This is a genomic window from Leptolyngbya sp. Cla-17, from assembly GCF_016807185.1.
Lineage (GTDB): Bacteria > Cyanobacteriota > Cyanobacteriia > Leptolyngbyales > Leptolyngbyaceae > ULC077BIN1.
Genome location: NZ_JAEVYN010000002.1, coordinates 596,358 through 619,267, shown reverse-complemented (window position 1 = coordinate 619,267; position 22,910 = coordinate 596,358). Strand labels below are relative to the sequence as shown.

Sequence of the window (22,910 nt, the reverse complement as noted above, 5' to 3'; positions counted from 1 at the left end):
TCTAAACTCGTTGCTCGAATGTTATCATATCTGACAACCAATTCAATACATTTGTTATCAAATAAGATAACATTTACGGGTTTGTACTTCTTTGTCACGATTAAAAGATGGGCAAAGTAAGCGATGCACTGAAGCAGGTCTTAGGAAAGTACGGAATCAGCCAGAACCAGTTGGCGATAGCGTTGGGTGTAGATCGCCCTATCTTTTTTCGTTGGTTTCATGGGCAAGTAGATCCCTCAGCCGAAACTGTTGCGGATATTGCTAAAGCGATTCATAACATTGATAGCGACGCATCTAGGGAGTTTGCAAGGCTCTATCTAGGGTGTTGGACAGACAGTGAGCAAGAAGGCTTAATAATTCCAGAAGTAAACTATCTTCCCCAATCCAAGGATTTAGATGTCGCTGCACTCTCTAGGCTATTCTCAGATACAACAACGTCTTACAAATATCTTTTCTTTATTTCGCTCTTAGACATTCTTAAAAGACGCCAGTTTGACGTTCTATCACCTATCAGCTTTCAAGAGATAATCGTTGAGATGCTTGCTAATGCCTGGTATCCACATACTTACTTTAAGTTATCGTTCGGTTCTCAGGACAAGATTGCTCAGAAGCTAGATTCATTAATTCTCGACATCAGTGAACCTATCCTCAAGTTTACAGATATCGATAAGAAACTATTGCGTAAGGCGATTGCATCTCAGAATCTAAAAGATGTCATCAGCCATTTGAAAAAATATGTCCCCTTTCGCCTTATCATCCCCTTTTTGGAGCAAGAACTAGAAGGCGTTAACCGAGGTAAAGGGAATGAGTTAGATGTTGCGATGCCTGCGATCGCTGAAAAACACTTTGAATCTAAAAAACCTCTCTATCGTTTTGATTCAAACAAGTATAACGAGTGTCAATCCATCATCATTCATCAAGAGTGGTCTTCTTATATCGAAAAGCATTACGCACTGGTGCGTGGTTGGGCATCATGGGAATGGCTAAAGTATATGCAACAAAGAAATCCAAGTGTTCCAGGTATTGTCAATAAAATATTTGTGCCTCAGCAAAGAGGCTCTTTATCTAATCAGACTAAATATTGGAAATTGATACTTCAACATCAATCTATAAACTGTATTTATTCAGGACAGCCTCTAAGTCCAGATAAAATTGCTCTTGATCACTACATACCATGGTCATTTGTAGCGCATGATCAAATCTGGAATTTAATTCCAGTAGTTCCAGAAGTAAACTCGTCAAAGTCTAATAATTTACCCGCAAATCAATATTTCTTAGAGTTTGTTGTCGCTCAACATTTAGGTCTAGTGGCTGCTCACGAACACTTAGGAGAAAAATCTTGGGCGAACTATATGGAAACTTATATCAGTGACCTCAAAGTCAATCTTGAAGATTTATTAGACATAGAGAAGCTGAGGAATGCTTATGAAACTACAGTTCAACCTTTGATGACTCTAGCAACAAATCAAGGTTTCTCTCCACATTGGATCTACCGGATTTAGTGTGATTATCGTGTTTCCCTGTTGATTCTAGAGTATTCGGGATCAACAGCTTGCTAGCTTGCTGTTTTTCATCTGTATTGGCTAACCCAGCACTTGATGACATTAGAGTGTTAACGATAGACAAAAAATGCTAGATGCCAAAAGAACGTTAATGACGACACTAATTTGTTATCGATGACAAATAAGGTGTTACCCGACAATTTCATATATATGGGCGATACTGGATTTGAACCAGTGACCCCTTCCGTGTGAAGGAAGTGCGCTACCACTGTGCTAATCGCCCACAGAAAACAAATTGTTTTATTGACTTTTTCTAGGATAGCTGAAAGTGGTTGAGTTTTAGACAATTCGCTACGGATTTACTGACTGCATTGACCAACCTATCGCGTCGCTGAAGGAATAAATTGAGCGATTTTGAGGGTCGCCTTTCAATTCAAGGTGATCAATACGAGTGGAATCTAGCAATAGCAAGCAGAAGTGAGAGAGGGGTGTAATAGCATCAGGCAGTGGAGGGTTGAACCCGGTGTCGTCTCTGGGAACGCCGGGATTTGACCAGGCAAATTGGACACGGGCAGCATCGGAGAGTTCTTGCCACGATCGCGCTCTTGCCTCAAGCAAGTGAGCATCTGTGCAGTTGTCGCGCACTAGGGTTAATTGTCCCAGCAGGCGAAACTGTTCGCGGGTTTTTGGGAAATACCAGCACGCTTCACCCCAAGCGTTCTGATCAATTTGATCCGCTTTTTCGCTACGGGCATCGGTTATCATTTTGAGTTGATTAGTGTTGTCTAGAAAGCCTCGAAAGACAACGGTGCGATTTGCAGGGTGACCATCGGCACGAATGGTTGCAAGTTGAAAGTAGCGCGCATAAACTAATGAGCGATTACGGTGAAGAGCGCGAGCAAGAGGCGATCGCCAGGGAGCCAATGTCATTTATTGCTCCATCCACCAGGGAACCAGATAGCGAGCATCTCGTAGATTGTCATCAAGCACTTTGTAATCAGGCTCATGTGTACCAACGAGCGCCCAGAAATTGCTGGAGTGATTGAGGTGAATGGTGTGGCAAAGTTCGTGAATCAGGACATACCTCACAAGGGACGGTGGCAAAAATAGCAATTTACTATTGAGGCTAATAGTTTTACGGATTGAGCAACTACCCCAAATCGTTTTTTGTTGGCGAATCGATACACCCTGAAAGGGCAGCGCTAGCTCGTGGCTGATGCTCCGAAGCCATGGAGAGAAATGGACGCGGGCTTTGTGAGCGATCCAGCGCTGCAAAATAGTCTTGCAATCATCTGCGTTGACCATGTCGCCCTGTAAAACTAAGCGGTAGCCAGAATATTCTTTTGCTCGAATACCCGGTTTCTGATTGGCAGAATACTCAACGTGCCAGTTTTCAGCGATCGCCTGAAGTGTAATTCGTTCTGGGCGATCAGCTACCACATCAACGCCTGCTAAGGCTTGCTGAGTCACCATGCGACGTGTAACCCGTTCAATCCAGCTTTGTTTTTTCTCTAAGATCTCAGGAATGCGCTTTTGATCAAACCCTTTAGGAATAATCACCTCTAAGTTTCCCGTGATAGACATCTTCAAGGAAACATGTTTTGCTTTAGGGCTTTCTCGAACAATGTATTCTAGCGACATTTCAAACTGTGAAGTAACGGCGCTACCCACCCATAATGCCTTAAATAAGGGGTTTCTCATCTTAAAAAATCCAAAAATCAAGCAGTTTTTTTCTACGGCTTATGCAATGCCATTTGAGGAGACAAACCCTATAGACTTAAGAGAGTTCACTGTAGGCGTGAAATTCATGCTGCTTCAGCCTTTAATTAGCAATTTAACGCTGCGTCGGGCGATCGCAGGCGATGGGAACTGGGCAGCCCCGCTTCTTTTTTCAATTTGCCCTGCTTTATTCAGCTACATTTTTGCTTCTACTTCTGAACAAGCTCAAGATGTTTTGCAGCAGGCGTTTGTCTATCCGGGCCATGCATTTAGCTATGAGCATACCTGCGTTATCGAAATTCAAGGACAGCCTGTAGGGCTGATGATTGGCTATCCCGCAGTGATCAAGCGGCAAGCGGATGAAAAAGTGCATGGAGTGATGGCACGCATTACCCCACTGAGAAAACTGCCAAGAATTTTGATCAATGTTGCCGATTTTAATCGCATTAAGCAAGATATTTCTTCAGAAGACTATTACCTGCTAGGAGTGGGCATCCTGCCAGAATTTCGCAACCAGGGATTAGGCACCTACCTGTTAGCTCAAGTCGAGGCACAAGCGCAAGCTGCCGACTGCCAAGCAATTTGTCTAGATATTACTTATATAAATAGTTGTGGGCGTAGATTTTTTGAGCGCAATGGTTATTGCATTACTCTTAGTAAAACGACCGATCGCTTTGAGCAATTTACTCGATCCGGTGGCATTCATCGGATGGCTAAATATTTAATTTAGGTCGCCTTGCTACATCCGAAATTGACTATCGGAAATTGCAATGGTCGGCGCGATGGAAGACATGGTGTGTAACATTGACGGCTGAGCTGGTTCTACAGGCATCGCCGGATTGAAAGAAGGTTGGGCAGAACCTTGAGCTGTAATTTGCACGACATTAGGAGTGAACAGAAAAATATTCTCGCCTAAGCGCTCTTGATGACCATCGATCGCAAACACTCCCCCCGCTACAAAATCAACCGAGCGCTGTGCTTGCTCTGGGTCCATATGCAGCATATTTAGGATGACGGATTTCCGCTCTCGCAAAATCCTAACGGCTTGAGGAATTTCTTCAAATGAACGGGGTTGCAAAATAACAACTTCAGAAATACCAGAGGCCCGATTTGGCATACCAATAACGTTATTCGCTGGAGCGATCGCACGCTCACGGGGAAGCGTCGCCGCTTCTTGCATCATTGTTGGATTTTGGGCATATTCTTCATCACCGTACTCATAGTCATAGTCGGCATCTTCAAATTGCTCTGCAAACCCCAACGAACCCCAAACACGCTGAAAAATATTCATGGCAAGCTAGCTCCAGATCAGTCCACCCATATGTTAGTTCGCCTGTTCTACTTATTGCAAATGCAAATGCAAAAAATAAAATGCAGATGCAAGAAATGTGAGAACCTCGCAGCCCGATGCTGAGTCATCGAATAGGGCTTGGTAGATGGTAGTCGATGGTGGCAGAGTGGGAAGATTTTTTTGCGATCGCGTCTCTGTCAAACACATTATTATACCAAATTAAATTGGAGTAGTTACAGATCAGATAAACTGAGGAATGTAGAGGTGAGAGTCTAATCATGGCTGGTGTCAGCGCAATCGTAATTAAAGAAAGTCTCGAGGAGTTAGGCACCCGCTTGCGAACGGTTGAACAGCCGATAGTTAAAGAACGATTGCAAGTGTTGTACTGGCTCAAACGAGCGCAAGCACCGAGCATCAGCCAGATCGCGGTTGCAATTGGCAGGCATCGAGGCACGGTGCAAAAGTGGTTAGCGCTGTATCGAGCACAAGGATTAGAGGCATTGCTGGTGGTCAAGCCAACGCCAGGAGGAGGCAACCGGATGATTCCAATGTGGGCAGAAGTTGCCTTAGCAAAGCGATTGCAGGAACCGGACAATGGGTTTGACAGCTATGGGGAGGTGCAGCAGTGGCTCTTGGAGAGTTTAGGAATAGAAGCCCAGTATCATGCGGTCTACCAGATGACCCGTTATCGGCTCAAAGCCAAGCTAAAAGTGGCTCGTCCCCAACAACCTCAAGCAGAACCGAGCACAACGAGAGGCATTTAAGCAAACCTTGCAGACGACCTCGATTTGTTGAGCCAATACGCTCGGCAAGTGCGCCAGGATAAACGACCTATTCGCTATTTTGCTGGGGATGAGAGCCGCTTTGGGCTGCATACCATTATCGGGCGTTTGATTACAGCCTTTGGAGTGAAACCCATTGGCTCATGGCAACGGGTGTTCAAAGCATTCTGGCTCTATGGCGCTGTGGAACCTGCCACCGGAGAATCCTTTTTCTGGCAGTTCTCCCATGTCGATACCGAGTGCTACCAATGCTTCTTGGATGAGTTCTCCAAGGCTTACCCCGATAGTCTCAATATCCTGCAAGTGGATAACGGACGGTTCCACAAAGGCAAAGCGTTGATTGTGCCACAGAACATTATCCTGGTGTTCCAACCGCCTTACTGTCCGGAGTTAAATCCAATTGAGAGGCTATGGGAATATCTCAAGGCGGATCTCAAGTGGGTTTCGTTCAAAACGCTTGACCAACTGCAATCCAGAGTAGATCAACTCTTATCCCAGTTAACCCCTCAAGTGATTGCTTCTCTCACGGGCTACCCCTTTATCCTCAATGCACTATCTGTCATTGAAACCATTTAAATTGGTATGAGCAACCGATCTATCTTTGCAAAATATTTAAAGGAGTTCCATTTAACGACAGCCGAGCGATTCTCGTGTGTCGATGCCTGTAACAGAATTAGTGCCGCTCGCTGTTTCGCATAACCGCAGAACCTGTCCGCGATCAAGGGCTGCATCGCTAAAGTCTGCACCTGTCACCATCGTATTTTTGAAGCTAGACTTCAGCATCATGGCAGACGTAAAAACCGCATTACTCAGATTTGCTCCTGAAAAATCCGTCAAATACGCAATGCCATTGCTAAAATTAGCGTTACTCAAATTGGCATTGATTAGGCTTGTGCCGTTAAATACAACGCCCCGTAGATCCGCGCCGCTGAAATTTGCATCCTTAAAGTTAGCATCGGCAAATTCAGCTCTAACCAAATTTTGCCCAGAAAAATCTTTGTTGATTGTCTCGTTATCATCGATCGCTCGAATCGCCGCCGAACTTGCCGCATAAGCAACACCGGACAGAAATTGAGTGGATAGCACCAAAGCAAGCAGAAGCCCAAAGAAAAGTCGAAATAATCGCATAAAAAATTTACTTGACCGATAACGTTCCTTCGTCAAAGTAGCACTTGCTGCATTCAAAGACAGTGTTCCTCTTGCAAAAACACTACTTTGGGGCAAAAATTAGACACATTAAAAAGCTGAGGGCATGGTACACACGCCCCTACTTACTCTAGGGCTGATTCATTCTAGGGGAAGAAAATTCAAGCTAACAGAGGCAGCAATTAATTCGCGTCCCTCCCATCCGACCATGACCTTGATAGAAGCTCTGCAAACGATTCCAGACCATCGTCGCGGTGCTGGACAGCGCTATCCCCTGTGGGTGTTTCTGCTGTTATAGCCTTTTCCTATTGAATGAGGTACGATTCTAGTAATGTTTAGTAGCCTAAATGAATCGGTAGTGATGAAAGCGTATTCTACAGACTTGCGCCAAAAAATCATTGACGTTTACAAAGACGAACCCATCTCTCAACGCCAACTAGCCAAGCGATTTAGCGTGGCAACCAGTTTCATTATCAAACTGCTTAAACAATACCGAGAAACGGGCAGCATTGAGCCAAAACCTCATGGAGGAGGTAAGCCCGCTCAACTGACGCTTGAGCATCATCAAGTGCTTGCCGAATTAGTCGAGGCTACCAATGATGCCACGCTTGCCCAGTTATCTGAGCAATTCGAGGCGAAAGTAGGAATGCGAGTAAGTCGTTCAACGATGGGACGAGCGGTGCAACGCTTAAAGCTCACCGTCAAAAAAAACCTTTCGAGCAACTGAACGAGACCAGGAGCAGGTGCAGCAGGCACGGGTTGAGTTTTGGCAAATGATTACTCAAGTCGAAGCCAAAGACCTAGTATTCATCGACGAAGCCGGAGTAAATCTAGCAATGGCAAGGCTCTATGCCAGAGCCCTTCAAGGACACCGCGCTTACAGTCATCGTCCACAGAACCGAGGAAAAAACCAAACCATCATTGGAGCGCTCACCCTTGATGGCATCATTGCGGCACTGACCTTTGAAGGGGGAACGGACGGACGGGCGTTTCAAACTTTTGTCCAACAGGTGTTAGTGCCAAACTTGTGGAAGGGAGCCTGTGTCGTTATGGATAACTTTAGTTCTCACAAAGTCGATGGCATTGCCCAAGCGATTGAAGCAGTGGGTGCAAAATTAGTCTATTTACCCTCCTACTCACCCGACTTTAATCCCATTGAGCAGTTTTGGTCAAAAGTCAAAGCAATCCTCCGCGCGATTGCTCCACGAACCAAACAAGCGTTAGACGAGGCGATGACTCAAGCGTTTGCTCAAGTGTCGCTTAAAGATATTCGTCATTGGTTTACTCATTGTTGCTACTGTACCTCACTCGACTGAGAACCGCTATAATCATTCTGGGCACGATGAGTGGCTACCGAGGGTATCGGGGTTTATCGCGCTTCATGCTCCGCCACCAGGAGCATCTGGCAGAGCGCTTAGGCTTGCGCCGAGCGCAGTTACCGAGTTATTCCACCATTCGACGCTTGTTGATGGAGATTGACTTTAATGCAGTCGCAACCGCCTTTAACCAATGGGCGCAGAGTGCCGGATTGGTTAAAGCTGGAAACAACTGTGCAGTGGATGGCAAAAGCTTAAAGAACACGCTCACCGACACTGACACGGCACAGCAAAACTTTGTCAATGTCGTGTCAGTGTTTCAGTTAGAACAGGGACTGGTGGTGGGACAAGCCGTCTTTGAAAATCAGCATCAGAGCGAGATTAAGGCGGTCTATGAACTGCTGGAACATTTGCAGTTATCTGGGGTAACGGTGAGTTTGGACGCATTGCACACTCAAAAAAACCCGTGGAATTAATTCACAGCCAAGGAAATGATTACGTGATTAGTGTGAAAGCGAATCAGAAAACGCTTTATCAGCAATTACAAGACCTGGCTCAGAGGGATACGGTGTTCAGTATTCATCTTGATGCCGAACAGACGCGGGACCGTCAAACGACCCGAATTGCTGCGGTTTTTCCCTTGCCAGATAGTCTGAAGCACCTTTGGAGCGGTGCTCAACAAGGAGTGGAGGTGATCCGCCTGGGCAAGCGCCAGGGAGAACCGTACTATGAGCGTCGATACTACATCACCAGTTGGTCGCAGCAGGCAGATGCCTTGCAAGCCCGCATTCGGTCGCATTGGGGGATTGAGAATCCGCTGCATTGGGTCAAAGATGTCGTGCTCGGCGAAGACCAAAGCTCGATTGCAGCGAAACCTGCTGCTACCTTGATGGCGTTCATTCGCAATCTAGTAATTACCTTATTTCGTCGAGCAGGGCATCACTCGATTACGGCTGCCATCGACCGCTTCAGCAATGACTTGAATCAGTTATTGCCCATGCTGGACTTTCCCTCTGGCTAGAATGAATCAACCCTACCCTGCTTACTCCTCTTGAGGCTGCTCCTTCCATAATGAAGTTGTTTGTCTCATGCTGAGAAAATCTCCATTTCCCAAAATCAAATGATCCAGCAACGGAATGCCCAAAAACTGTGACCCCGTGAGTAATTGGCGAGTAAGAGAAAGATCTTCCGGGCTAGGCTCCACATTTCCAGAGGGGTGATTATGGGCAACGATAATGCGCGTAGCACCCTGTTTCAGCACTTCTCGGAAGATTTCGCGGGGATGTGCCAGAGTTTCAGTTGCGGTGCCCACACTCACAACGCGAGTGCCTAGGAGGCGATGCTTCACATCCAAAAACACAACGGCAAAGCGTTCTTGAGATTGCCACATCAGATCGTGACTCAAGGCTGCTGCCGCAACAGCTGGGTCGTCAATCAGAGTGGAGTCGGCCGGACGAGATTGAAAAACGCGCTTACCTAATTCGATCGCCGCCAGAATGGTAGTTGCTTTTGCCTCTCCGATACCCGGAACCCTCGTCAACTCAGCAACCGTCACAGTTCGCAAAGCAGACAGGGGATCTTGCTGATATTTGCCTAATTCATGCAGCAGATATTGCCCTAAACCAACCGCCGAAAGTTTTCCTGCTCCTTGCCCTGTTCCCAGCAAAATTGCAATTAGCTCCGCCGTAGCCAGATGACGCGAACCGTAGGATATCAAGCGTTCGCGTGGACGTTCACTTGCAGGCATATCTGCAACTTTGAGGGAGTAAGTCATGGACGCACCGAAAAAGTTTGGAAGAAAGAATCTTGTTCAGTTATCCCAAAATCAGTACTTTTAGAACCATTCCCCTGAACAAGTAGTCGTTGATATAGAAATATTTGGCTATGGTCATCTATTACAGATATTGCTTTACAAGTTAAAGCGATGACCAACTAGACCATTGGCCGCGATTTTTTGTGGAAATCTGTAAGCCTCTTTGTCCCTCGACAATAGCAACGTCTAACACGTTATTTGTATAAAACTTGGCTCGATAGACCCACGTTGTTTGGTTGCCCCTATTAGGATTGGGACCAGAACAAACTGGATAAAGTGTCTTGACTCCTCCTTGATATCGACTATTCAAGAATTGAGCGATCGAATTCGTTAATCTTTGGTTTGGTGTATTGGCATTTCTGATGCAAAAGTTGTAGTCAAAATTCTTTGCTTGTGCCTCAAGAGCGGGTATCAATAGCAAACTACTGAGCAAGACAGATGATGCAATAACCCTAAAATATTTCTCATTCATAATAAGTACTCAAATTGACTACCAAAATCAGAGTGCCCTGATCACAAGACAACTAACGGGGTTCTATTTTTCCAAGACCTTGCAAGGGGCGAAGGTAACGGTGAAACCGTTGGCGAAGTATTTCTTGATACTTCAGAAGCCTGAGAACATGTTGTGCTGGGCTAAGACTTTCAAAGTCCGCAAAGCATCCAACAAGAACGTCAACGTTGCAAACGTTAAAAATATGGTGGTGCTTTTTACTTGATGAATATATTCGGACTGTTTTTGTTTAAGCGGCACTGGGTTTTAGAGTATAAGGCAATATAGCGATATGCTTTCTGCCGACCAGAACATTAGCATCATTATGGAGATTTTGACGATGTCTTTAGAAAGTGCAAGTCGATTTTTGGAAGCTGTTGCCTATGATGAAACGTTACGAGAGCGGTTTGATCACATGCAGGGACCAGAAGAATTCCTGAAAATCGCTGAGCAATTAGGGTACAGCTTTACCACAGATGAATTGTTGACATTGGCCCGGGAGCAAAGCGCGGGAATTACTGTGCGGCGGCATACGGGTGTGTGGAAGTGGTTACGCAGCATTAACTGGGTTTGACGAAGGGTCAAGGGCGAGGGACGAGAGGCAAAACTCAAAACTTGAAAATCCCGACTCAAAATTCCCAGCATTTTATCTACTTGTCGTTAGCAAGATATACACGTTAAAGTCGAGTGCGATTGAACTCCCTACTGGATTTGGCTGATGCAATTTCTGCGCTCTACTATTGCCTTGCTGTTAACGATCGCGTTCAGTTTAGCTACTGCTTCGCCAGGACTGGCAGCAAGTTTCGCGCCAAATGAAAATTTAGTAGTCGAAGGAGTTCCGGCGATTCCGTTGGAGCTAGTGGAAGGAGTCAAACGCTATACAGAGTTTCGCTCGGCAAGCTTGGCGAGTTGGCACCCACAGCGGCGAGAAATTCTAATCTCCACCCGATTTGGCAATAATGCTCAGGTGCATCGCGTGCGATCGCCCCTCGCGGCTCGGACCCAACTAACGTTTTTTACCGAACCCCCTTCTGGAGCTACCTATCAGCCCACTCAAGGCAACTACTTTGTCTTTAGCCGTGATACAGGCGGCAATGAGTTTAGCCAAAACTACCGCTACGATGTGGCAACCGGAGAAGTGACGCTGCTGACGGATGGTAAGTCTAAAAATAGTCGTGGCGTGTGGTCTACTAAGGGCGATCGCATGGCCTATACTTCAACGCGGCGCACGGGTAAAGATGCCGATTTGTATGTGATTGAGCCGATGAAACCAACTAGCGATCGCCTGCTGGCAACCGTGGAAGGCGGCGGTTGGGGACCGTTGGATTGGTCACCAAACGATCGCCAACTTTTGGTGTCGCAATATCTTTCTGCGAATGAAAGCTATTTATGGTTATTTGATACGCAGACGGGTAGCCGCACCCTGCTTACTCCCAAGGGCAAAGAAACAGTGCTGTATGAATCGGCAGTGTTTAGCAAAGATGGCAAGGGTTTGTATGTGGTCAGCGATCGCGACTCTGAATTTCAGCGACTCGCCTACTACAACTTTGCCAACAAGCGCTACACACCCCTCACCAGCAAGATTCCGTGGGATGTAGAAGACTTTGACTTGTCGGAAGATGGCAAGCGCCTTGCCTTTGTCACCAACGAGGATGGAGTCAGCGTGCTGCATCTGCTGGATACCAAAACACGCCGAGAGCTTACCCTACCCAAATTGCCGAATGGACTCATTCTGGGCTTAAATTGGCACCGCAATAACCGCGATCTTGGCTTTGCCTTTGTGTCGGCTCGGTCCACTGCTGATATTTACTCCATTAATGTCACCACAAACAAGTTAGAACGCTGGACGGAAAGTGAAACGGGCGGCATCAACACCCGCACTTTTTCGGAAGCTGATTTAGTCCGCTGGAAAAGCTTTGACGGCAAAACCATCTCTGGCTTTCTCTATCGTCCTGCTCAAAAATTTGCAGGCAAGCGTCCCGTGATTATTGATATTCACGGAGGACCTGAGAGTCAGTTTCGCCCAGTGTTTTTGGGACGGCAAAATTATTACTTGAACGAACTAGGTGCAGCGATCCTATTCCCAAATGTGCGGGGTTCCACAGGCTATGGAAAATCCTTTTTGAAGCTGGATAACGGCTTTTTGCGAGAAGACTCTGTGAAGGATATTGGGGCATTGCTCAACTGGATTGCAACCCAGCCGGATCTAGATGCTAGTCGGGTGATGGTTACGGGTGGCAGCTATGGCGGCTATATGTCACTGGCGGTCGCGACAACCTATAGCGATCGCATCCGAGGGGCGATCGACATCGTGGGCATCTCCAATTTTGTTTCTTTTCTGGAGCGTACCGAAAGCTATCGCCGCGATTTGCGCCGCGTGGAATATGGTGACGAACGCGACTCCAAAATGCGAGAATTCCTACTAAACATCTCGCCGCTCAACAACGCTGAAAAGATCAAAAAGCCTTTGTTTGTAGTCCACGGCAAAAATGACCCCCGCGTTCCCCTCAACGAAGCTGAACAAATTGTGGCAACCGTCCGGAAAAACAATACCCCCGTCTGGTATCTAATGGCAAAGGATGAAGGGCACGGATTCGCCAAGAAACCCAATGCCGATTTTCAGTTCTATACCACCGTGCAATTTATCAAAACCTATTTGTTGAATGAATCGGGTAGTCAATGAGTTGAATTTAACGCTACAACTCAATTAAGGGAATTCATACAGCCGACTTTACGAGAAAGGAAAACCCATGACACGGGACGGAGACAAACAAAGCGTCTTTAAAGAAATCACAACCCAGCTAGTGATCTTGGGTGGGTTGGTGCTGTTGGCATGGGGGGTGGAATTATTTGACCTGTTTGTACTGCGGGGCGGCTCCCTTTACGGTGGTTTTAGCCAATGCCGAACGGATTTACGCGGTGGCTCGCAGTGCGGTCTGGACCAATTTGGCATTATTCCGCGAAATTTGATTGGGCTGCGGGGCATTTTATTCGCGCCTTTTTTGCATGCAAACTTGGCACACTTAATTGGTAATACCATTCCCTTTATCACCTTGGGCTGGCTGATTATGCTGCGCGAAATTAGCGACTTTTTCGTAGTTAGCGTCATTTCTGCGGTGGTAGGTGGGTTCGGTACTTGGTTGCTTGGTTCTTCGGGCATTCACATCGGAGCCAGCGGCGTCATTTTTGGCTATTTGGGCTATTTGCTGTCGCGGGGATATTTTGAACGCAAGCCGCTTTCCATCGCCATGTCTTTGTTTGTGTTGGTGCTGTATGGGAGCCTGATTTGGGGATTGCTGCCTTTCCAATACGGCATTTCTTGGGAAGGACATCTGTTTGGCTTTTTTGGCGGGGTGGTGTCGGCAAAGTTGCTAGCGCGGGATGGTAAATCGGTTAGAGGATAAACGTGTTGACGAATGCCGTGATTTTGGGATGTGGCTATGTTGGGCGATCGCTGGCTCCTCGTTGGCGACAAACGATGACGGTAACTGCCACCACGACCACCATAGAACGCCTGGCGGAATTGCAAACTTTGGCAGACTCCGCCGTAGTGGTGAAAGGGAACGATGAAGTTGCCGTGCGATCGCTGTTGCAAAATCAGCAAGTGCTTCTGGTGTCTGTCGGTGCGCCCAATGCCAATGCCTATGAAGAAACTTATCTGAATACTGCAAAAACGGTGGTTGCAGCGTTGAAATCGTCCTCGGTGCAGCAAGTAATTTACACCAGCAGCTATGCGGTTTATGGCAATCGCGGCGGTGAATGGGTGGATGAAACTACCACCGTTACACCGATTAACCCAAAAGCTGAAATTTTGGCAGAGACAGAACGAGTGTTGCTCAGTGCTGCCCATGACTCGCTCAAAGTCTGTGTTTTGCGGCTAGGAGGCATTTATGGTGCTGGACGAGAGCTGATAAAAATCTTTCGATCTGCGGCGGGCAGCGTTCGGGCTGGAACGGGTGAAGAAGCTTCAAACTGGATTCACATAGATGACATTGTGGGCGCGATCGCCTTTGTCCAACAGCAATCTTTGAGTGGCATTTACAATCTGGTCGGCACTGTTCCACTCACCACCCAAGAATTACTTGATCGTATTTTCGCCGCCCATAATCTGCTTTCAGTAACCTGGGATGCTTCACAGCCAAGCTCTCGGTCTTACAACACCCGTGTATCGAATCAAAAGTTGCGAGATGCAGGATATGAGTTTATCTACTCAGAGATCCAAGAAACGCTGTAATCTAGGCTTCTAGAAAGCAAGCGACTGTTTCCCATGCATACTGTTTCGTCAAGTCCGATTCCATCCCTGAGCACTAAAGATCACATTGCTCAGGTCTATCATCAACCTCTGCCCGACCTGCTATTTGCGGCCCAAACTATCCATCGGCAACACCATGATCCCCATGCGGTGCAGTTGTGTACGTTGTGCAGCATCAAAACTGGAGCCTGCCCGGAAGACTGCGGCTACTGTTCCCAAAGTGTCCATAATCAAACAGATTTGCAGCCAGAGCCGTTAATGGATGTGGCAGCGGTGCTATCAGAAGCGGCGATCGCCAAAGCCAGTGGCGCCACCCGTTTTTGTATGGGAGCCGCATGGCGCGAAGTGAAAGACGGTGCCCAATTTGAGCGCGTACTGGAGATGGTGCGGCAGGTGGCGGCACTAGATCTGGAAGTCTGCTGCACTTTGGGAATGCTGAAGCCGCATCAGGCACAGCAGTTGAAAGCAGCCGGACTAACCGCCTACAACCATAACCTGGATACCTCGCCTGATTATTACGAGCAGATCATCACCACCCGAACCTATCGCGATCGCCTGGAAACTATTCGCGCCGTTAGCGAAGCCGGAATTTCTGTTTGCTGTGGCGGCATTGTGGGTATGGGCGAATCCGTGAGCGATCGACTCGATCTACTAGAATCCCTTGCCAACTTATCTCCCGCCCCCGAATCTATTCCGATTAACTGCCTTGTTCCCGTCGGCGGCACCCCTCTGCAAGGTGTGCCGCCCATTGACCCAATCGATCTGGTGCGGATCATTGCTACAACCCGCATTCTGTTCCCGACCGCAATGGTGCGTCTCTCTGCAGGACGATTGACTATGAGCGACGAACTGCAAGCCTTGTGCTTTTTAGCAGGAGCTAACTCCATTTTTACAGGACCTAAACTCCTGACCACACCTAACCCCGCAGGCTCTCAGGATGGCGCATTGCTGCAACGCTTGGGCATGGTGGCAAAAGCGCGATAGCGGAAGTATTGCTACGGCACGGAGCCGTAGCAATACTTCTGATTCACTTTACCCATTCATCAGGAGCTTACGGGCTTTCTCTTGGCGGGTTTCGGCTTCTGCCATCACATCTGCCATTTTTTCCAGCATTTCACCGGGATAATTTTCTAGCACTTTGGTAGAAAGAGAAATTCTGCCCTTAGCTTCGTCCAGGTCGGCGATCATGACTTTGATGATTTGCCCTACTTGAAAGAGGTTTGGCAGTGATTCCACATAGTTCTTGCTGATTTGGTTAATGTGAAGCAAGCCGCTAGTGCCACCTAGATCTACAAATGCGCCAAACGGTTTGATACCACTGATTTTGCCTTCTATCAGTTGCCCAATTTCAAACTGACTAACGGCGGCAGAGCGAGTTGCTAACCGATTGGAGAGAACCAGTTTTCCTTTTTCCTGGTTGATTTCTAAGATGTTGGCGGTGAGGGTGGTGCCCACGAGTGATTCCAGATTATCGCGCTCTAGCAGGTGCGATCGCGGAATGAAACCTCGCAATCCTTGCACATCTATCGTCACGCCACCCTTATTAATGCCTGTCACCTTGACAGATAAACTTTGGGTACTCTCTTGCAATTCAGCCATGCGCTCCCACATCTGCCGAATCTCTAGCTGCTTTAGCGAAAGAGTTACCTGCCCATCTGCATCCTGTTCTCGAATGATCAAAAAGTCACACGATTCTCCAATGGGCAAAATTGCTTCTGGGTCGCGAATTTCCCGTAAACTCGCTTCGTCGGCAGGTAAAAAGGCAAGAGATTTGGCACCAATGTCAATGTAAATGCCATCGGTTTCATAGCTGATGGCTTTGCCGGATACTGTTTGTCCGCTCTGAAACCCATAATCATAGTTCTCCAAAGCCTTGGCAAAGTCATCCATTGAGAAAGATTCCGCCGCTGAATGGGAGGCAGTTGATTTTGGTTCCATAGATCTGACAGATTAGTTAGCCTTTCTACTATAAAGCGTGGCGAGAAATATCGTATGTGACGAGTTGTGGTGGGTTATGCTTGTCATCCACCTATATCTTTCGGACGAGCAAGAATCCCTTTATGGGTGGAGACGAAGTGATAAGCAATACCAGTACAATTCGGTAATTGAACTCTATAACTTAACTATGACCAACTTTAATAAACCAGATCCTCGCGATGATATTAATCCTGCATCAGTACCTCCTCAAAACATTGATGCTCAAAATCGAAACATTGATGCTCAAAATCGACTGATTGAGCAACGCAATTCTGAAGCTGCTCAGCGTGATCGTGAGGACAGCAACACTTTTGGAGGATTGCTCTTAGGCATGTTGCTAACAGCTTTGGTCGGTTTAGGTGTTGCAGCCTATTATTTTCTAAATCAAAGACCTAGCACGACTAATATCATCACTCCTGCTAACCCTGTGACGAGTCCTTCTCCTCAAATAAAGGAGCGAATTATTGAGCGCGATCGCATCGTTCCTGTGCCTCAACAATCCTCGGCACCTGCTCCTAATGTAAATGTAACTATTCCCAATCCAATACCTCAGAGGGCACCAGCAGCACCAGCAGCGCCAGCAGCAAGACCTGCGCCAGCAGCACCAGCAGCGCCAGCAGCACAACCCGCACCAGAGCAACGTGTTCCAGATGCTCCGGCTCCTGTTTCCCCCGCTCCGGCTGGACAATAGCCAAAAGAAGTGCGATCGCTTGGACGTTTGGGTGATCACCTGGATATCTAGGACAATCAGGGCAAACATTGACAGCCGCAATCAAAGCATGAAGAAGTGCCAGGAATCTTTCTTACTAGTTTGAGTAATTATTCTTGCTAGTTTGAGGAACTAGAGGATTCCTGCCTCTAAACAAATTGTTTTCTGGCAGCCTCCGCTACCCTCTTATTTCTAGTCGAACTGGCGTGATATTATCGTGTGCAAAACTTATAGGCTCTATTGAAGTCCTCAGCCTTGCATACCTTTCTCAAGCCTTCCCATATTCGTACTCTCCTTAGACTCTCTAAAGCTATCGATCGCGTCACTGACGTTATCGGTAACTTTAGTGCTTGGATGGTCATTTTGACGATCGCGGTTGGGTTCTACAACGTCATTGCTCGCTATGTTGGGCGATTAATTGGACTCAAACTATCCTCCAATGCGTTGATCGAACTGCAATGGTATTTGTTTTCGTTAATGTTTCTTCTGGGATTTGCCTACATCCTGAAACATTCGGCTAACGTTCGTGTCGATTTTCTCTACACCCATTGGAGCGAGAAACGACGAGCGCTGGTCGATTTTTTGGGCACAGTCTTTTTTCTGATTCCCTTTTGTTTGCTGGGAATCTGGGTTAGTGCCAACCCTGTTTTGCAGTCCTGGGGGTACCTACCGGATGGTACATGGGGAAGTTGGGAAGTATCCCCGGATGCAGATGGCTTGCCGCGAGCGCCCATCAAAACAATGATTATTGTTGCTTTTGCCCTGTTGCTTGCTCAGGCAATTTCGCAAGCTATCAAATATTTGGCGATTTTGAAGGGATACGCCCAGGGCGGGCAGATCATTCAATCAGATATAGAGCAGGTGCCCCTTGAGTAGGTTGCCAGGGGTCTATTCTGCGAATCTAGCTGGCTACAATCATCTGGATCAGTGGACAACGCGAAACATGACGTTTGAGCAGAAAAACTATGGGCTTTGAGTGGTTAGCGATCGCGATGTTCATTGGCTTCTTTTTTATCCTCATGAGCGGCTATCCGGTAGCATTTTCATTCGCGGGAACGGCGATCGTCTTTGGGTTGATCGGATGGTTTGTGGACGCGTTTGACCCCAGTCGGCTGCTGCTGTTGTCGAACAACTGGTTTGGCACTATGTCCAACTTCACGCTGTTGGCAATTCCCTTTTTTGTGTTTTTGGGTGCAGTTTTAGAAAAGTCGGGATTGGCAGAAGAACTGTTGGAAACCATCGGAATTGTACTAGGACCGCTCCGAGGTGGAGTAGCACTGGCGGTGATTTTTGTTGGCACCTTGTTGGCGGCGACCACAGGTGTTGTAGCAGCCACGGTGATCATTATGGGAATGCTGGCATTACCCGTGATGCTGCGCTATGGCTATGACAAACAACTGGCTGCGGGGGTGATTGTCGCGTCGGGGACATTGGCTCAACTCATCCCTCCGAGTCTGGTGCTGCTCGTCTTAAGCGATCAACTGGGCGTGTCGGTGGGTGACCTGTTCTTGGGGGCGTTGATTCCGGGATTGATGCTATCGGTAGCTTATGCGCTGTATGTTTTGGTACTAGCCTTTCTCAAACCGAGCGTCGCGCCTGCACTGCCGCTGGAAGCTCGACAAATCAGTGGGATGGCACTATTGCGACGGGTGATGAAAGCCGTCATTCCCCCCTTGCTGCTTATTTTTGCTGTACTGGGCAGTATCTTCTTTGGCTTTGCTACGCCAACAGAAGCAGGCGCAGTGGGAGCTGTAGGGGCCTGTGGGTTGGCTGCGCTCAATCGAAAACTCAATTGGGCATTGATTAAATCGGCGGGTCACTCAACGGCGGTAGTGTCATCGGTTGTGTTGATGATTTTGTTTTGCTCAGCGTTTTTTAGCATTGTTTTTGATGGCTTGGGTGGCAAAGCCCTGATTACAAATCTTCTGGTAAACTTGCCGGGTGGCAAGATTGCTTTTCTGATTGTTAGTAATATTGTGATTTTTATTCTGGGCGTGTTCTTAGAGTTTATTGAAATTTGTTTTATTGCCATGCCCCTATTAGTGCCTGCCGCGCAACAGTTAGGGCTTGATATGGTTTGGTTTGGGGTGGTAATGGCGATTAATTTGCAAACCGCCTTTATCTCACCTCCCGTAGGTTTTTCTCTGTTCTATTTGCAAAGTGTTGCCCCCAAGGAAGTCAGCACGATTGATATTCACAAAAGTGCGTTTCCATTCATGGTGTTGCAAGTGGTGGTGTTGCTCATAGTGATGGGCTTTCCTCAAACAGTACGCTGGCTGGTCGATCTGTCTGCAAAGCCGATTTTATAGCTTGAGGGTGGCATAACTATGGCGGGCAAAGCTGCCCTCATTGATGTTGTTCCAGGCATAGATGCGATCGCGGAATTGTTTCCATTCTGCAAAAATACTCTTGAAGTCTGCATCTTTGGCAGAAAATTCGTCATACAACTCAAAGGACGCTTTTTCTGCTGCTGCCAAAATTTCATTGCTGTAGGGACGCAGGGTAACACCACCTTGGATCAGACGTTGAAGTGATTCATTGTTGCGGGCATCGTACCGAGCCAGCATTGTCATGTTTGCTTCAAAGGCTGCCGCTTGAATCGCTGCCTGATATTCGGCTGGCAGCTTCTTCCATTCATTCAAGTTAATTTGCACCTCCAACGTTGGACCGGGTTCCCACCAGCCAGGGTAGTAATAGAATTTGGCAACTCTATGCAGTCCTAACTTTTCGTCGTCGTAGGGACCCACCCACTCAGCCGCATCGATCGCTCCTGTTTGCAGCGCCTGAAAAATTTCCCCACCCGGTAAGGTCTGCACCGTCACGCCCAGTTTGCCCATGACCTGCCCCCCCAGTCCGGGAATACGCATCTTTAACCCTTGCAGGTCGCTGACCTTCGAGATTTCCTTGCGAAACCAGCCGCCCATCTGCCCTCCCGTGTTGCCTGCGGGAAACTGAATCACACCAAACTTTCGAGCATATAGAGCTTGCAGCGTTTTCAACCCGCCTGCTTCATACAACCAAGCGTTTTGCTGTTGAGCATTTAAGCCAAAGGGCACCGCGGTGCCAAATGCGGCAGCGGGACTTTTACCTACATAATAATAGCCAGCCGTATGACCACAGGGGACTGCGCCTTGGGAAACCACATTTAGCACTTCTAGGGGCGGAGCTAACTCCCCTGCCGCACGCGGTGTAATCTTAAACTTGCCCCCGGTAATCGCGCCCACGCGATCTGTAAATGTGGTGGCACCGCCAAAGATGGTATCCAATGCGGTGGGCCAACTCGTTGCCATCTGCCAGTTAATTGTAGGTAAGGACGCATTTGCGCCTGATGCACCCGTATTGGCTCGACAAGCGACGAGGGCTGAACCTGTAGTAGCACTGGCGATCGCGGTTTGGACAAATTGTTTACGTTTCACGCTTTTTCTAGGGTAAAAAATCCTTCAATTTTACTCGATTGAGATTCATACCATTCGAAAAAACCCAATATTCCCTTGCTATATAAAAAAATCTCTAGGATGATATTTCACTCGCCCTCTAGTGATATCCGAAGTCAGCATTCTTTTACAGGAACCGAGGTTTTGTAATATTCCCAGCGACTAATTTAGTTTCAGACTTTTTGCCACGGGTGGCTTCTGCCTTAAGCTTCTAGAGATTTGTTTTCTTGTAATACGGGAATCTCGATCCGAAATTCTGCGCCTTTTCCTGGCTCCGAAACGCACTTGAGCATCCCGCGATGCTTTTCGACCACAATCTGATAGCTGATTGACAATCCCAGTCCAGTTCCCTTGCCAATCGGTTTCGTTGTAAAAAATGGGTCAAATAGACGAGATTGGTTTACAGCAGGAATGCCCGAACCATTATCGCGAACGCTAATTAGAACTGACTTAGCAGTCGAGCGGAGTGAGGAACTTGGCGAAAAGTCGGAGTTTTCCTTGGCAATGGCTTCGGTATGAATCGTGATGATAGATGGGTTGGCAGAAACGTCTTCCCGCGATCGCCGTTGGTTGTATTGCTCTAACGCATCAATTGCGTTGCTTAAAATATTCATAAATACTTGATTGAGTTGCCCAACATAGCATTCAACTAGAGGCAGTTCTCCGTAGTCTTTGACCACTTCAATTGCGGTTTGTCCAGCAGTGCCCTTCAGTCGATTTTGCAAAATTAGCAATGTGCTATCAATGCCTTCATGCACGTTAACGCGCTTCATTTCGGCTTCGTCTAGTCGAGAGAAATTTCGTAGCGATAGGACAATTTCTCGAATGCGATCGGCTCCAATGCTCATCGACTCCAGCATTTTTGGCAGGTCTTCCATCAAAAAGTCTAAGTCAATGGATCGTTGATAGTTTGCGATCGCCGGGTCAGGATTCGTATAGATCGCATCATAAAGCTTGACCAACCCCATCAAATCCTGGGCATATTCTGAAGCGTGGGGCAAATTGCCATAGATAAAGTTAATTGGGTTGTTAATTTCGTGGGCAACACCCGCGACTAATTGTCCCAAACTAGACATTTTTTCAGTTTGAATAAGCTGCGCTTGGGTTTGTTGAAGTGCTTGAAGTGCCTGAGCCGATTTTGCTGTTTCCTTCCGCAAACGCCGCTCATTCACGGTCACCTGACCCAGCAACGCATAAAAGGAAATCGTCAGTCGCCCCAATTCATCCTCTCGGCTCATGAGTTCTTCACTTTTAGCGTTCATTTCTGCTAGGCGATTGCACTCATCCATGATGGGTTGCAACCGCTGATTCAAGCGCCGCACAAACAAAAACACTACGGCTCCTTGAACAATAGAAGCACCAATTACTGCGCCTAAAATTCCTGCTGCCAGAAATCGCCATACGGGACCCAGCACAACAGATTCTGGCACTTGTGCCATCAAAATCCAATTGTTGTTGGGTATTTGTTGATACGCCCAGAACTCCGATTTGCCACTGGCATCTCGCCATCGCAGCACGCCAGTTTTCTCGCCAGCAGTTAGATTTATTTGAATTTTTTCCCACAAACTTTGATAGTTACCAATTTGAGGAAAAAGCATCAGATCTAGAGCTTTTTGAGGATTGGGGGGATACGCAAGCAGATTGCCTTTGGCACTGACCAACACAAAATAGCCTGCATTTCGCATGGCAGACACACTCAGTTTTTGACTTAAAAAGCCTAACTCTAAATCTTGGCTTAACACTCCAAGCAACTGCTGCTTGTCAGTATAGAAGGGTAAAGAATAGGCAGTACTAACGAGCTGTTGCGGCGGATTAAGCGTCGTTTCTGTGTACCGTTCTGGCTCTAGCCAAACGGGCTTACCTGCGGCGATCGGCTCGGTAAAGTAGCGCTTTTGATAATCACCCGGATCGGTTTCTCCGCCTTTGGATGTGATTTGCCCACTTTTGTCTCGCACAGCATAGGGATAGGCAAACTGACGATTGGGCAAAATTAAGCGGCTGGTAGGAGGTTGCCCAAATCCTAACCCTGTGCCAACCGGAGAGGTTTTCAATGACCGCCGCATGAGATCTACGTAGACCTGTTCTCGTCGCTCACCCGCAACGTAAAGGTTTTGCAAGGCATCGGCAACGGTTTTAGTGGAGTACTCAACAGTATTGAATGAGCCTTCTAAACTTTCGGCTTTTACTTGAAGACTAGAAAGCAACTCGTTTTCAGATTGCCGGGTAAGTTCACGGTAGGACCAATAGGTGGTGCCCAATAAGCCAATTAAGGAGCCGCCGACCACTGAAAGGAATAGACGCGAGCCAACCGATCGCAACATGGAGAAACCTGAACTGCGGCGCGGGAAGGAGGTCTCTGGTGGGGTTGGTGGTGCAGCAGTCTGCATGAATAAGCTCCTAAGTTGAACACAGCCGCAATCGTGTTAACTATGACTACGCTGGACAAGTGTGCCCAGCTTAAAAAGGATTTCTTACAAAT

24 protein-coding genes and 1 tRNA gene are annotated in these 22,910 nt (G+C 47.4%); 16 read left to right on the top strand and 9 right to left on the bottom strand.

The window, feature by feature from the left end:
* Window positions 1-107: 107 nt before the first annotated feature.
* Complete coding sequence (locus tag JOY44_RS14045) at window positions 108-1,502, top strand: HNH endonuclease domain-containing protein (protein WP_171574308.1); 1,395 nt, start codon at window positions 108-110, stop codon at window positions 1,500-1,502.
* Between the two features lie 211 nt (window positions 1,503-1,713).
* Here the strand turns inward: JOY44_RS14045 and JOY44_RS14040 are convergent.
* From JOY44_RS14040 to JOY44_RS14030, 3 genes are all read right to left on the bottom strand, one after another.
* A tRNA-Val gene (locus JOY44_RS14040) sits at window positions 1,714-1,785 on the bottom strand.
* 68 nt (window positions 1,786-1,853) lie between these two features.
* Window positions 1,854-2,432, bottom strand: a complete 579-nt coding sequence (locus JOY44_RS14035) for an Npun_F5749 family FMN-dependent PPOX-type flavoprotein (protein WP_171574307.1) — start codon at window positions 2,430-2,432, stop codon at window positions 1,854-1,856.
* Entirely contained in the window at window positions 2,433-3,203 is a 771-nt protein-coding gene (locus JOY44_RS14030; RefSeq protein WP_197985341.1) for a M48 family metallopeptidase, read from the bottom strand.
* Window positions 3,204-3,249: 46 nt separating this feature from the next.
* Between JOY44_RS14030 and JOY44_RS14025 the strand changes: the two genes are divergently transcribed.
* Window positions 3,250-3,951, top strand: a complete 702-nt coding sequence (locus tag JOY44_RS14025; protein ID WP_171574306.1) for a GNAT family N-acetyltransferase — start codon at window positions 3,250-3,252, stop codon at window positions 3,949-3,951.
* 9 nt (window positions 3,952-3,960) lie between these two features.
* Here the strand turns inward: JOY44_RS14025 and JOY44_RS14020 are convergent, their stop codons facing one another.
* Window positions 3,961-4,512, bottom strand: coding sequence for a cell division protein SepF (locus tag JOY44_RS14020; protein WP_171574305.1), 552 nt, complete (start codon window positions 4,510-4,512; stop codon window positions 3,961-3,963).
* 278 nt (window positions 4,513-4,790) lie between these two features.
* On the opposite strand from JOY44_RS14020, the gene JOY44_RS14015 reads away from it, so the two are divergent.
* On the top strand, window positions 4,791-5,276 hold the full coding sequence (locus JOY44_RS14015) for a helix-turn-helix domain-containing protein (RefSeq protein WP_171571905.1): 486 nt from the start codon (window positions 4,791-4,793) through the stop codon (window positions 5,274-5,276).
* 27 nt (window positions 5,277-5,303) lie between these two features.
* Window positions 5,304-5,870: an IS630 family transposase gene (locus JOY44_RS14010; protein WP_171571904.1), complete on the top strand. Its 567-nt coding sequence runs from the start codon at window positions 5,304-5,306 to the stop codon at window positions 5,868-5,870.
* 51 nt (window positions 5,871-5,921) lie between these two features.
* Here JOY44_RS14010 and JOY44_RS14005 read toward each other — a convergent pair whose 3' ends face one another.
* Complete coding sequence (locus JOY44_RS14005) at window positions 5,922-6,422, bottom strand: pentapeptide repeat-containing protein (protein ID WP_171574304.1); 501 nt, start codon at window positions 6,420-6,422, stop codon at window positions 5,922-5,924.
* Window positions 6,423-6,546: 124 nt separating this feature from the next.
* Between JOY44_RS14005 and JOY44_RS14000 the strand changes: the two genes are divergently transcribed.
* From JOY44_RS14000 to JOY44_RS13985, 4 genes are all read left to right on the top strand, one after another.
* On the top strand, window positions 6,547-6,738 hold the full coding sequence (locus JOY44_RS14000) for a hypothetical protein (protein ID WP_171574303.1): 192 nt from the start codon (window positions 6,547-6,549) through the stop codon (window positions 6,736-6,738).
* A 63-nt stretch (window positions 6,739-6,801) separates the two neighbouring features.
* A protein-coding gene (locus JOY44_RS13995) for an IS630 family transposase (RefSeq protein ID WP_197985745.1) occupies window positions 6,802-7,756 on the top strand; the annotation gives its coding sequence in 2 pieces (ribosomal slippage) (window positions 6,802-7,136 and window positions 7,135-7,756; 957 coding nt in all).
* A complete protein-coding gene (locus tag JOY44_RS13990; protein ID WP_171574302.1) occupies window positions 7,729-8,232 on the top strand; it encodes an ISAs1 family transposase in 504 nt (167 codons plus the stop codon). The genes JOY44_RS13995 and JOY44_RS13990 overlap by 28 nt, the downstream gene beginning before the upstream one ends.
* On the top strand, window positions 8,223-8,777 hold the full coding sequence (locus JOY44_RS13985) for an ISAs1 family transposase (RefSeq protein ID WP_171574301.1): 555 nt from the start codon (window positions 8,223-8,225) through the stop codon (window positions 8,775-8,777). The genes JOY44_RS13990 and JOY44_RS13985 overlap by 10 nt, the downstream gene beginning before the upstream one ends.
* A 21-nt stretch (window positions 8,778-8,798) precedes the next feature.
* Here JOY44_RS13985 and radC read toward each other — a convergent pair whose 3' ends face one another.
* A complete protein-coding gene (gene radC, locus JOY44_RS13980) occupies window positions 8,799-9,530 on the bottom strand; it encodes a RadC family protein (protein ID WP_171574300.1) in 732 nt (243 codons plus the stop codon).
* Between the two features lie 821 nt (window positions 9,531-10,351).
* Between radC and JOY44_RS13975 the strand changes: the two genes are divergently transcribed.
* From JOY44_RS13975 to bioB, 5 genes are all read left to right on the top strand, one after another.
* Window positions 10,352-10,633, top strand: a complete 282-nt coding sequence (locus tag JOY44_RS13975) for a Nif11-like leader peptide family natural product precursor (RefSeq protein ID WP_197985339.1) — start codon at window positions 10,352-10,354, stop codon at window positions 10,631-10,633.
* Between the two features lie 144 nt (window positions 10,634-10,777).
* Entirely contained in the window at window positions 10,778-12,742 is a 1,965-nt protein-coding gene (locus tag JOY44_RS13970; protein ID WP_171574299.1) for a S9 family peptidase, read from the top strand.
* A 67-nt stretch (window positions 12,743-12,809) separates the two neighbouring features.
* Window positions 12,810-13,463, top strand: coding sequence for a rhomboid family intramembrane serine protease (locus JOY44_RS13965; protein WP_171574298.1), 654 nt, complete (start codon window positions 12,810-12,812; stop codon window positions 13,461-13,463).
* Between the two features lie 2 nt (window positions 13,464-13,465).
* Window positions 13,466-14,293 (top strand): NAD-dependent epimerase/dehydratase family protein, encoded by an 828-nt coding sequence (locus JOY44_RS13960; protein WP_197985337.1) that lies wholly within the window; start codon window positions 13,466-13,468, stop codon window positions 14,291-14,293.
* Between the two features lie 33 nt (window positions 14,294-14,326).
* The gene (bioB, locus tag JOY44_RS13955) at window positions 14,327-15,295 is read left to right on the top strand and encodes a biotin synthase BioB (protein WP_171574297.1); all 969 of its coding nucleotides are present in this window, start codon (window positions 14,327-14,329) and stop codon (window positions 15,293-15,295) included.
* 48 nt (window positions 15,296-15,343) lie between these two features.
* Here the strand turns inward: bioB and JOY44_RS13950 are convergent, their stop codons facing one another.
* Window positions 15,344-16,249, bottom strand: coding sequence for a S1 RNA-binding domain-containing protein (locus JOY44_RS13950; RefSeq protein ID WP_171574296.1), 906 nt, complete (start codon window positions 16,247-16,249; stop codon window positions 15,344-15,346).
* Between the two features lie 187 nt (window positions 16,250-16,436).
* Between JOY44_RS13950 and JOY44_RS13945 the strand changes: the two genes are divergently transcribed.
* The 3 genes from JOY44_RS13945 (at window position 16,437) to JOY44_RS13935 (ending at window position 19,306) form a co-directional block, all read left to right on the top strand.
* Complete coding sequence (locus tag JOY44_RS13945; RefSeq protein WP_171574295.1) at window positions 16,437-16,979, top strand: hypothetical protein; 543 nt, start codon at window positions 16,437-16,439, stop codon at window positions 16,977-16,979.
* Between the two features lie 273 nt (window positions 16,980-17,252).
* Window positions 17,253-17,873, top strand: coding sequence for a TRAP transporter small permease subunit (locus tag JOY44_RS13940; RefSeq protein WP_245404926.1), 621 nt, complete (start codon window positions 17,253-17,255; stop codon window positions 17,871-17,873).
* Between the two features lie 89 nt (window positions 17,874-17,962).
* Window positions 17,963-19,306, top strand: coding sequence for a TRAP transporter large permease (locus tag JOY44_RS13935; protein WP_171575991.1), 1,344 nt, complete (start codon window positions 17,963-17,965; stop codon window positions 19,304-19,306).
* Here JOY44_RS13935 and JOY44_RS13930 read toward each other — a convergent pair.
* Both JOY44_RS13930 and JOY44_RS13925 read right to left on the bottom strand, forming a co-directional pair.
* The gene (locus JOY44_RS13930; RefSeq protein ID WP_171574294.1) at window positions 19,301-20,413 is read right to left on the bottom strand and encodes a TRAP transporter substrate-binding protein; all 1,113 of its coding nucleotides are present in this window, start codon (window positions 20,411-20,413) and stop codon (window positions 19,301-19,303) included. The two genes, JOY44_RS13935 and JOY44_RS13930, sit on opposite strands and share 6 nt — an antisense overlap.
* 221 nt (window positions 20,414-20,634) lie before the next feature.
* On the bottom strand, window positions 20,635-22,818 hold the full coding sequence (locus JOY44_RS13925; protein ID WP_171574293.1) for an ATP-binding protein: 2,184 nt from the start codon (window positions 22,816-22,818) through the stop codon (window positions 20,635-20,637).
* Between the last annotated feature and the right edge of the window lie 92 nt (window positions 22,819-22,910).

What these genes read in the sequence shown, in the direction of transcription:
- JOY44_RS14000 (WP_171574303.1), top strand. Translation starts at nt 6,547, where the DNA reads ATGGTACACACGCCCCTACTTACTCTAGGGCTGATTCATTCTAGGGGA.
- JOY44_RS14020 (WP_171574305.1), bottom strand. Translation starts at nt 4,512, where the DNA reads ATGAATATTTTTCAGCGTGTTTGGGGTTCGTTGGGGTTTGCAGAGCAA.
- JOY44_RS13975 (WP_197985339.1), top strand. Translation starts at nt 10,352, where the DNA reads ATGCTTTCTGCCGACCAGAACATTAGCATCATTATGGAGATTTTGACG.
- JOY44_RS13970 (WP_171574299.1), top strand. Translation starts at nt 10,778, where the DNA reads ATGCAATTTCTGCGCTCTACTATTGCCTTGCTGTTAACGATCGCGTTC.
- JOY44_RS14025 (WP_171574306.1), top strand. Translation starts at nt 3,250, where the DNA reads ATGCCATTTGAGGAGACAAACCCTATAGACTTAAGAGAGTTCACTGTA.
- bioB (WP_171574297.1), top strand. Translation starts at nt 14,327, where the DNA reads ATGCATACTGTTTCGTCAAGTCCGATTCCATCCCTGAGCACTAAAGAT.
- JOY44_RS14030 (WP_197985341.1), bottom strand. Translation starts at nt 3,203, where the DNA reads ATGAGAAACCCCTTATTTAAGGCATTATGGGTGGGTAGCGCCGTTACT.
- JOY44_RS13965 (WP_171574298.1), top strand. Translation starts at nt 12,810, where the DNA reads ATGACACGGGACGGAGACAAACAAAGCGTCTTTAAAGAAATCACAACC.
- JOY44_RS14015 (WP_171571905.1), top strand. Translation starts at nt 4,791, where the DNA reads ATGGCTGGTGTCAGCGCAATCGTAATTAAAGAAAGTCTCGAGGAGTTA.
- JOY44_RS14005 (WP_171574304.1), bottom strand. Translation starts at nt 6,422, where the DNA reads ATGCGATTATTTCGACTTTTCTTTGGGCTTCTGCTTGCTTTGGTGCTA.
- radC (WP_171574300.1), bottom strand. Translation starts at nt 9,530, where the DNA reads ATGACTTACTCCCTCAAAGTTGCAGATATGCCTGCAAGTGAACGTCCA.
- JOY44_RS13950 (WP_171574296.1), bottom strand. Translation starts at nt 16,249, where the DNA reads ATGGAACCAAAATCAACTGCCTCCCATTCAGCGGCGGAATCTTTCTCA.
- JOY44_RS13945 (WP_171574295.1), top strand. Translation starts at nt 16,437, where the DNA reads ATGACCAACTTTAATAAACCAGATCCTCGCGATGATATTAATCCTGCA.
- JOY44_RS13925 (WP_171574293.1), bottom strand. Translation starts at nt 22,818, where the DNA reads ATGCAGACTGCTGCACCACCAACCCCACCAGAGACCTCCTTCCCGCGC.
- JOY44_RS13935 (WP_171575991.1), top strand. Translation starts at nt 17,963, where the DNA reads ATGGGCTTTGAGTGGTTAGCGATCGCGATGTTCATTGGCTTCTTTTTT.
- JOY44_RS14045 (WP_171574308.1), top strand. Translation starts at nt 108, where the DNA reads ATGGGCAAAGTAAGCGATGCACTGAAGCAGGTCTTAGGAAAGTACGGA.
- JOY44_RS14035 (WP_171574307.1), bottom strand. Translation starts at nt 2,432, where the DNA reads ATGACATTGGCTCCCTGGCGATCGCCTCTTGCTCGCGCTCTTCACCGT.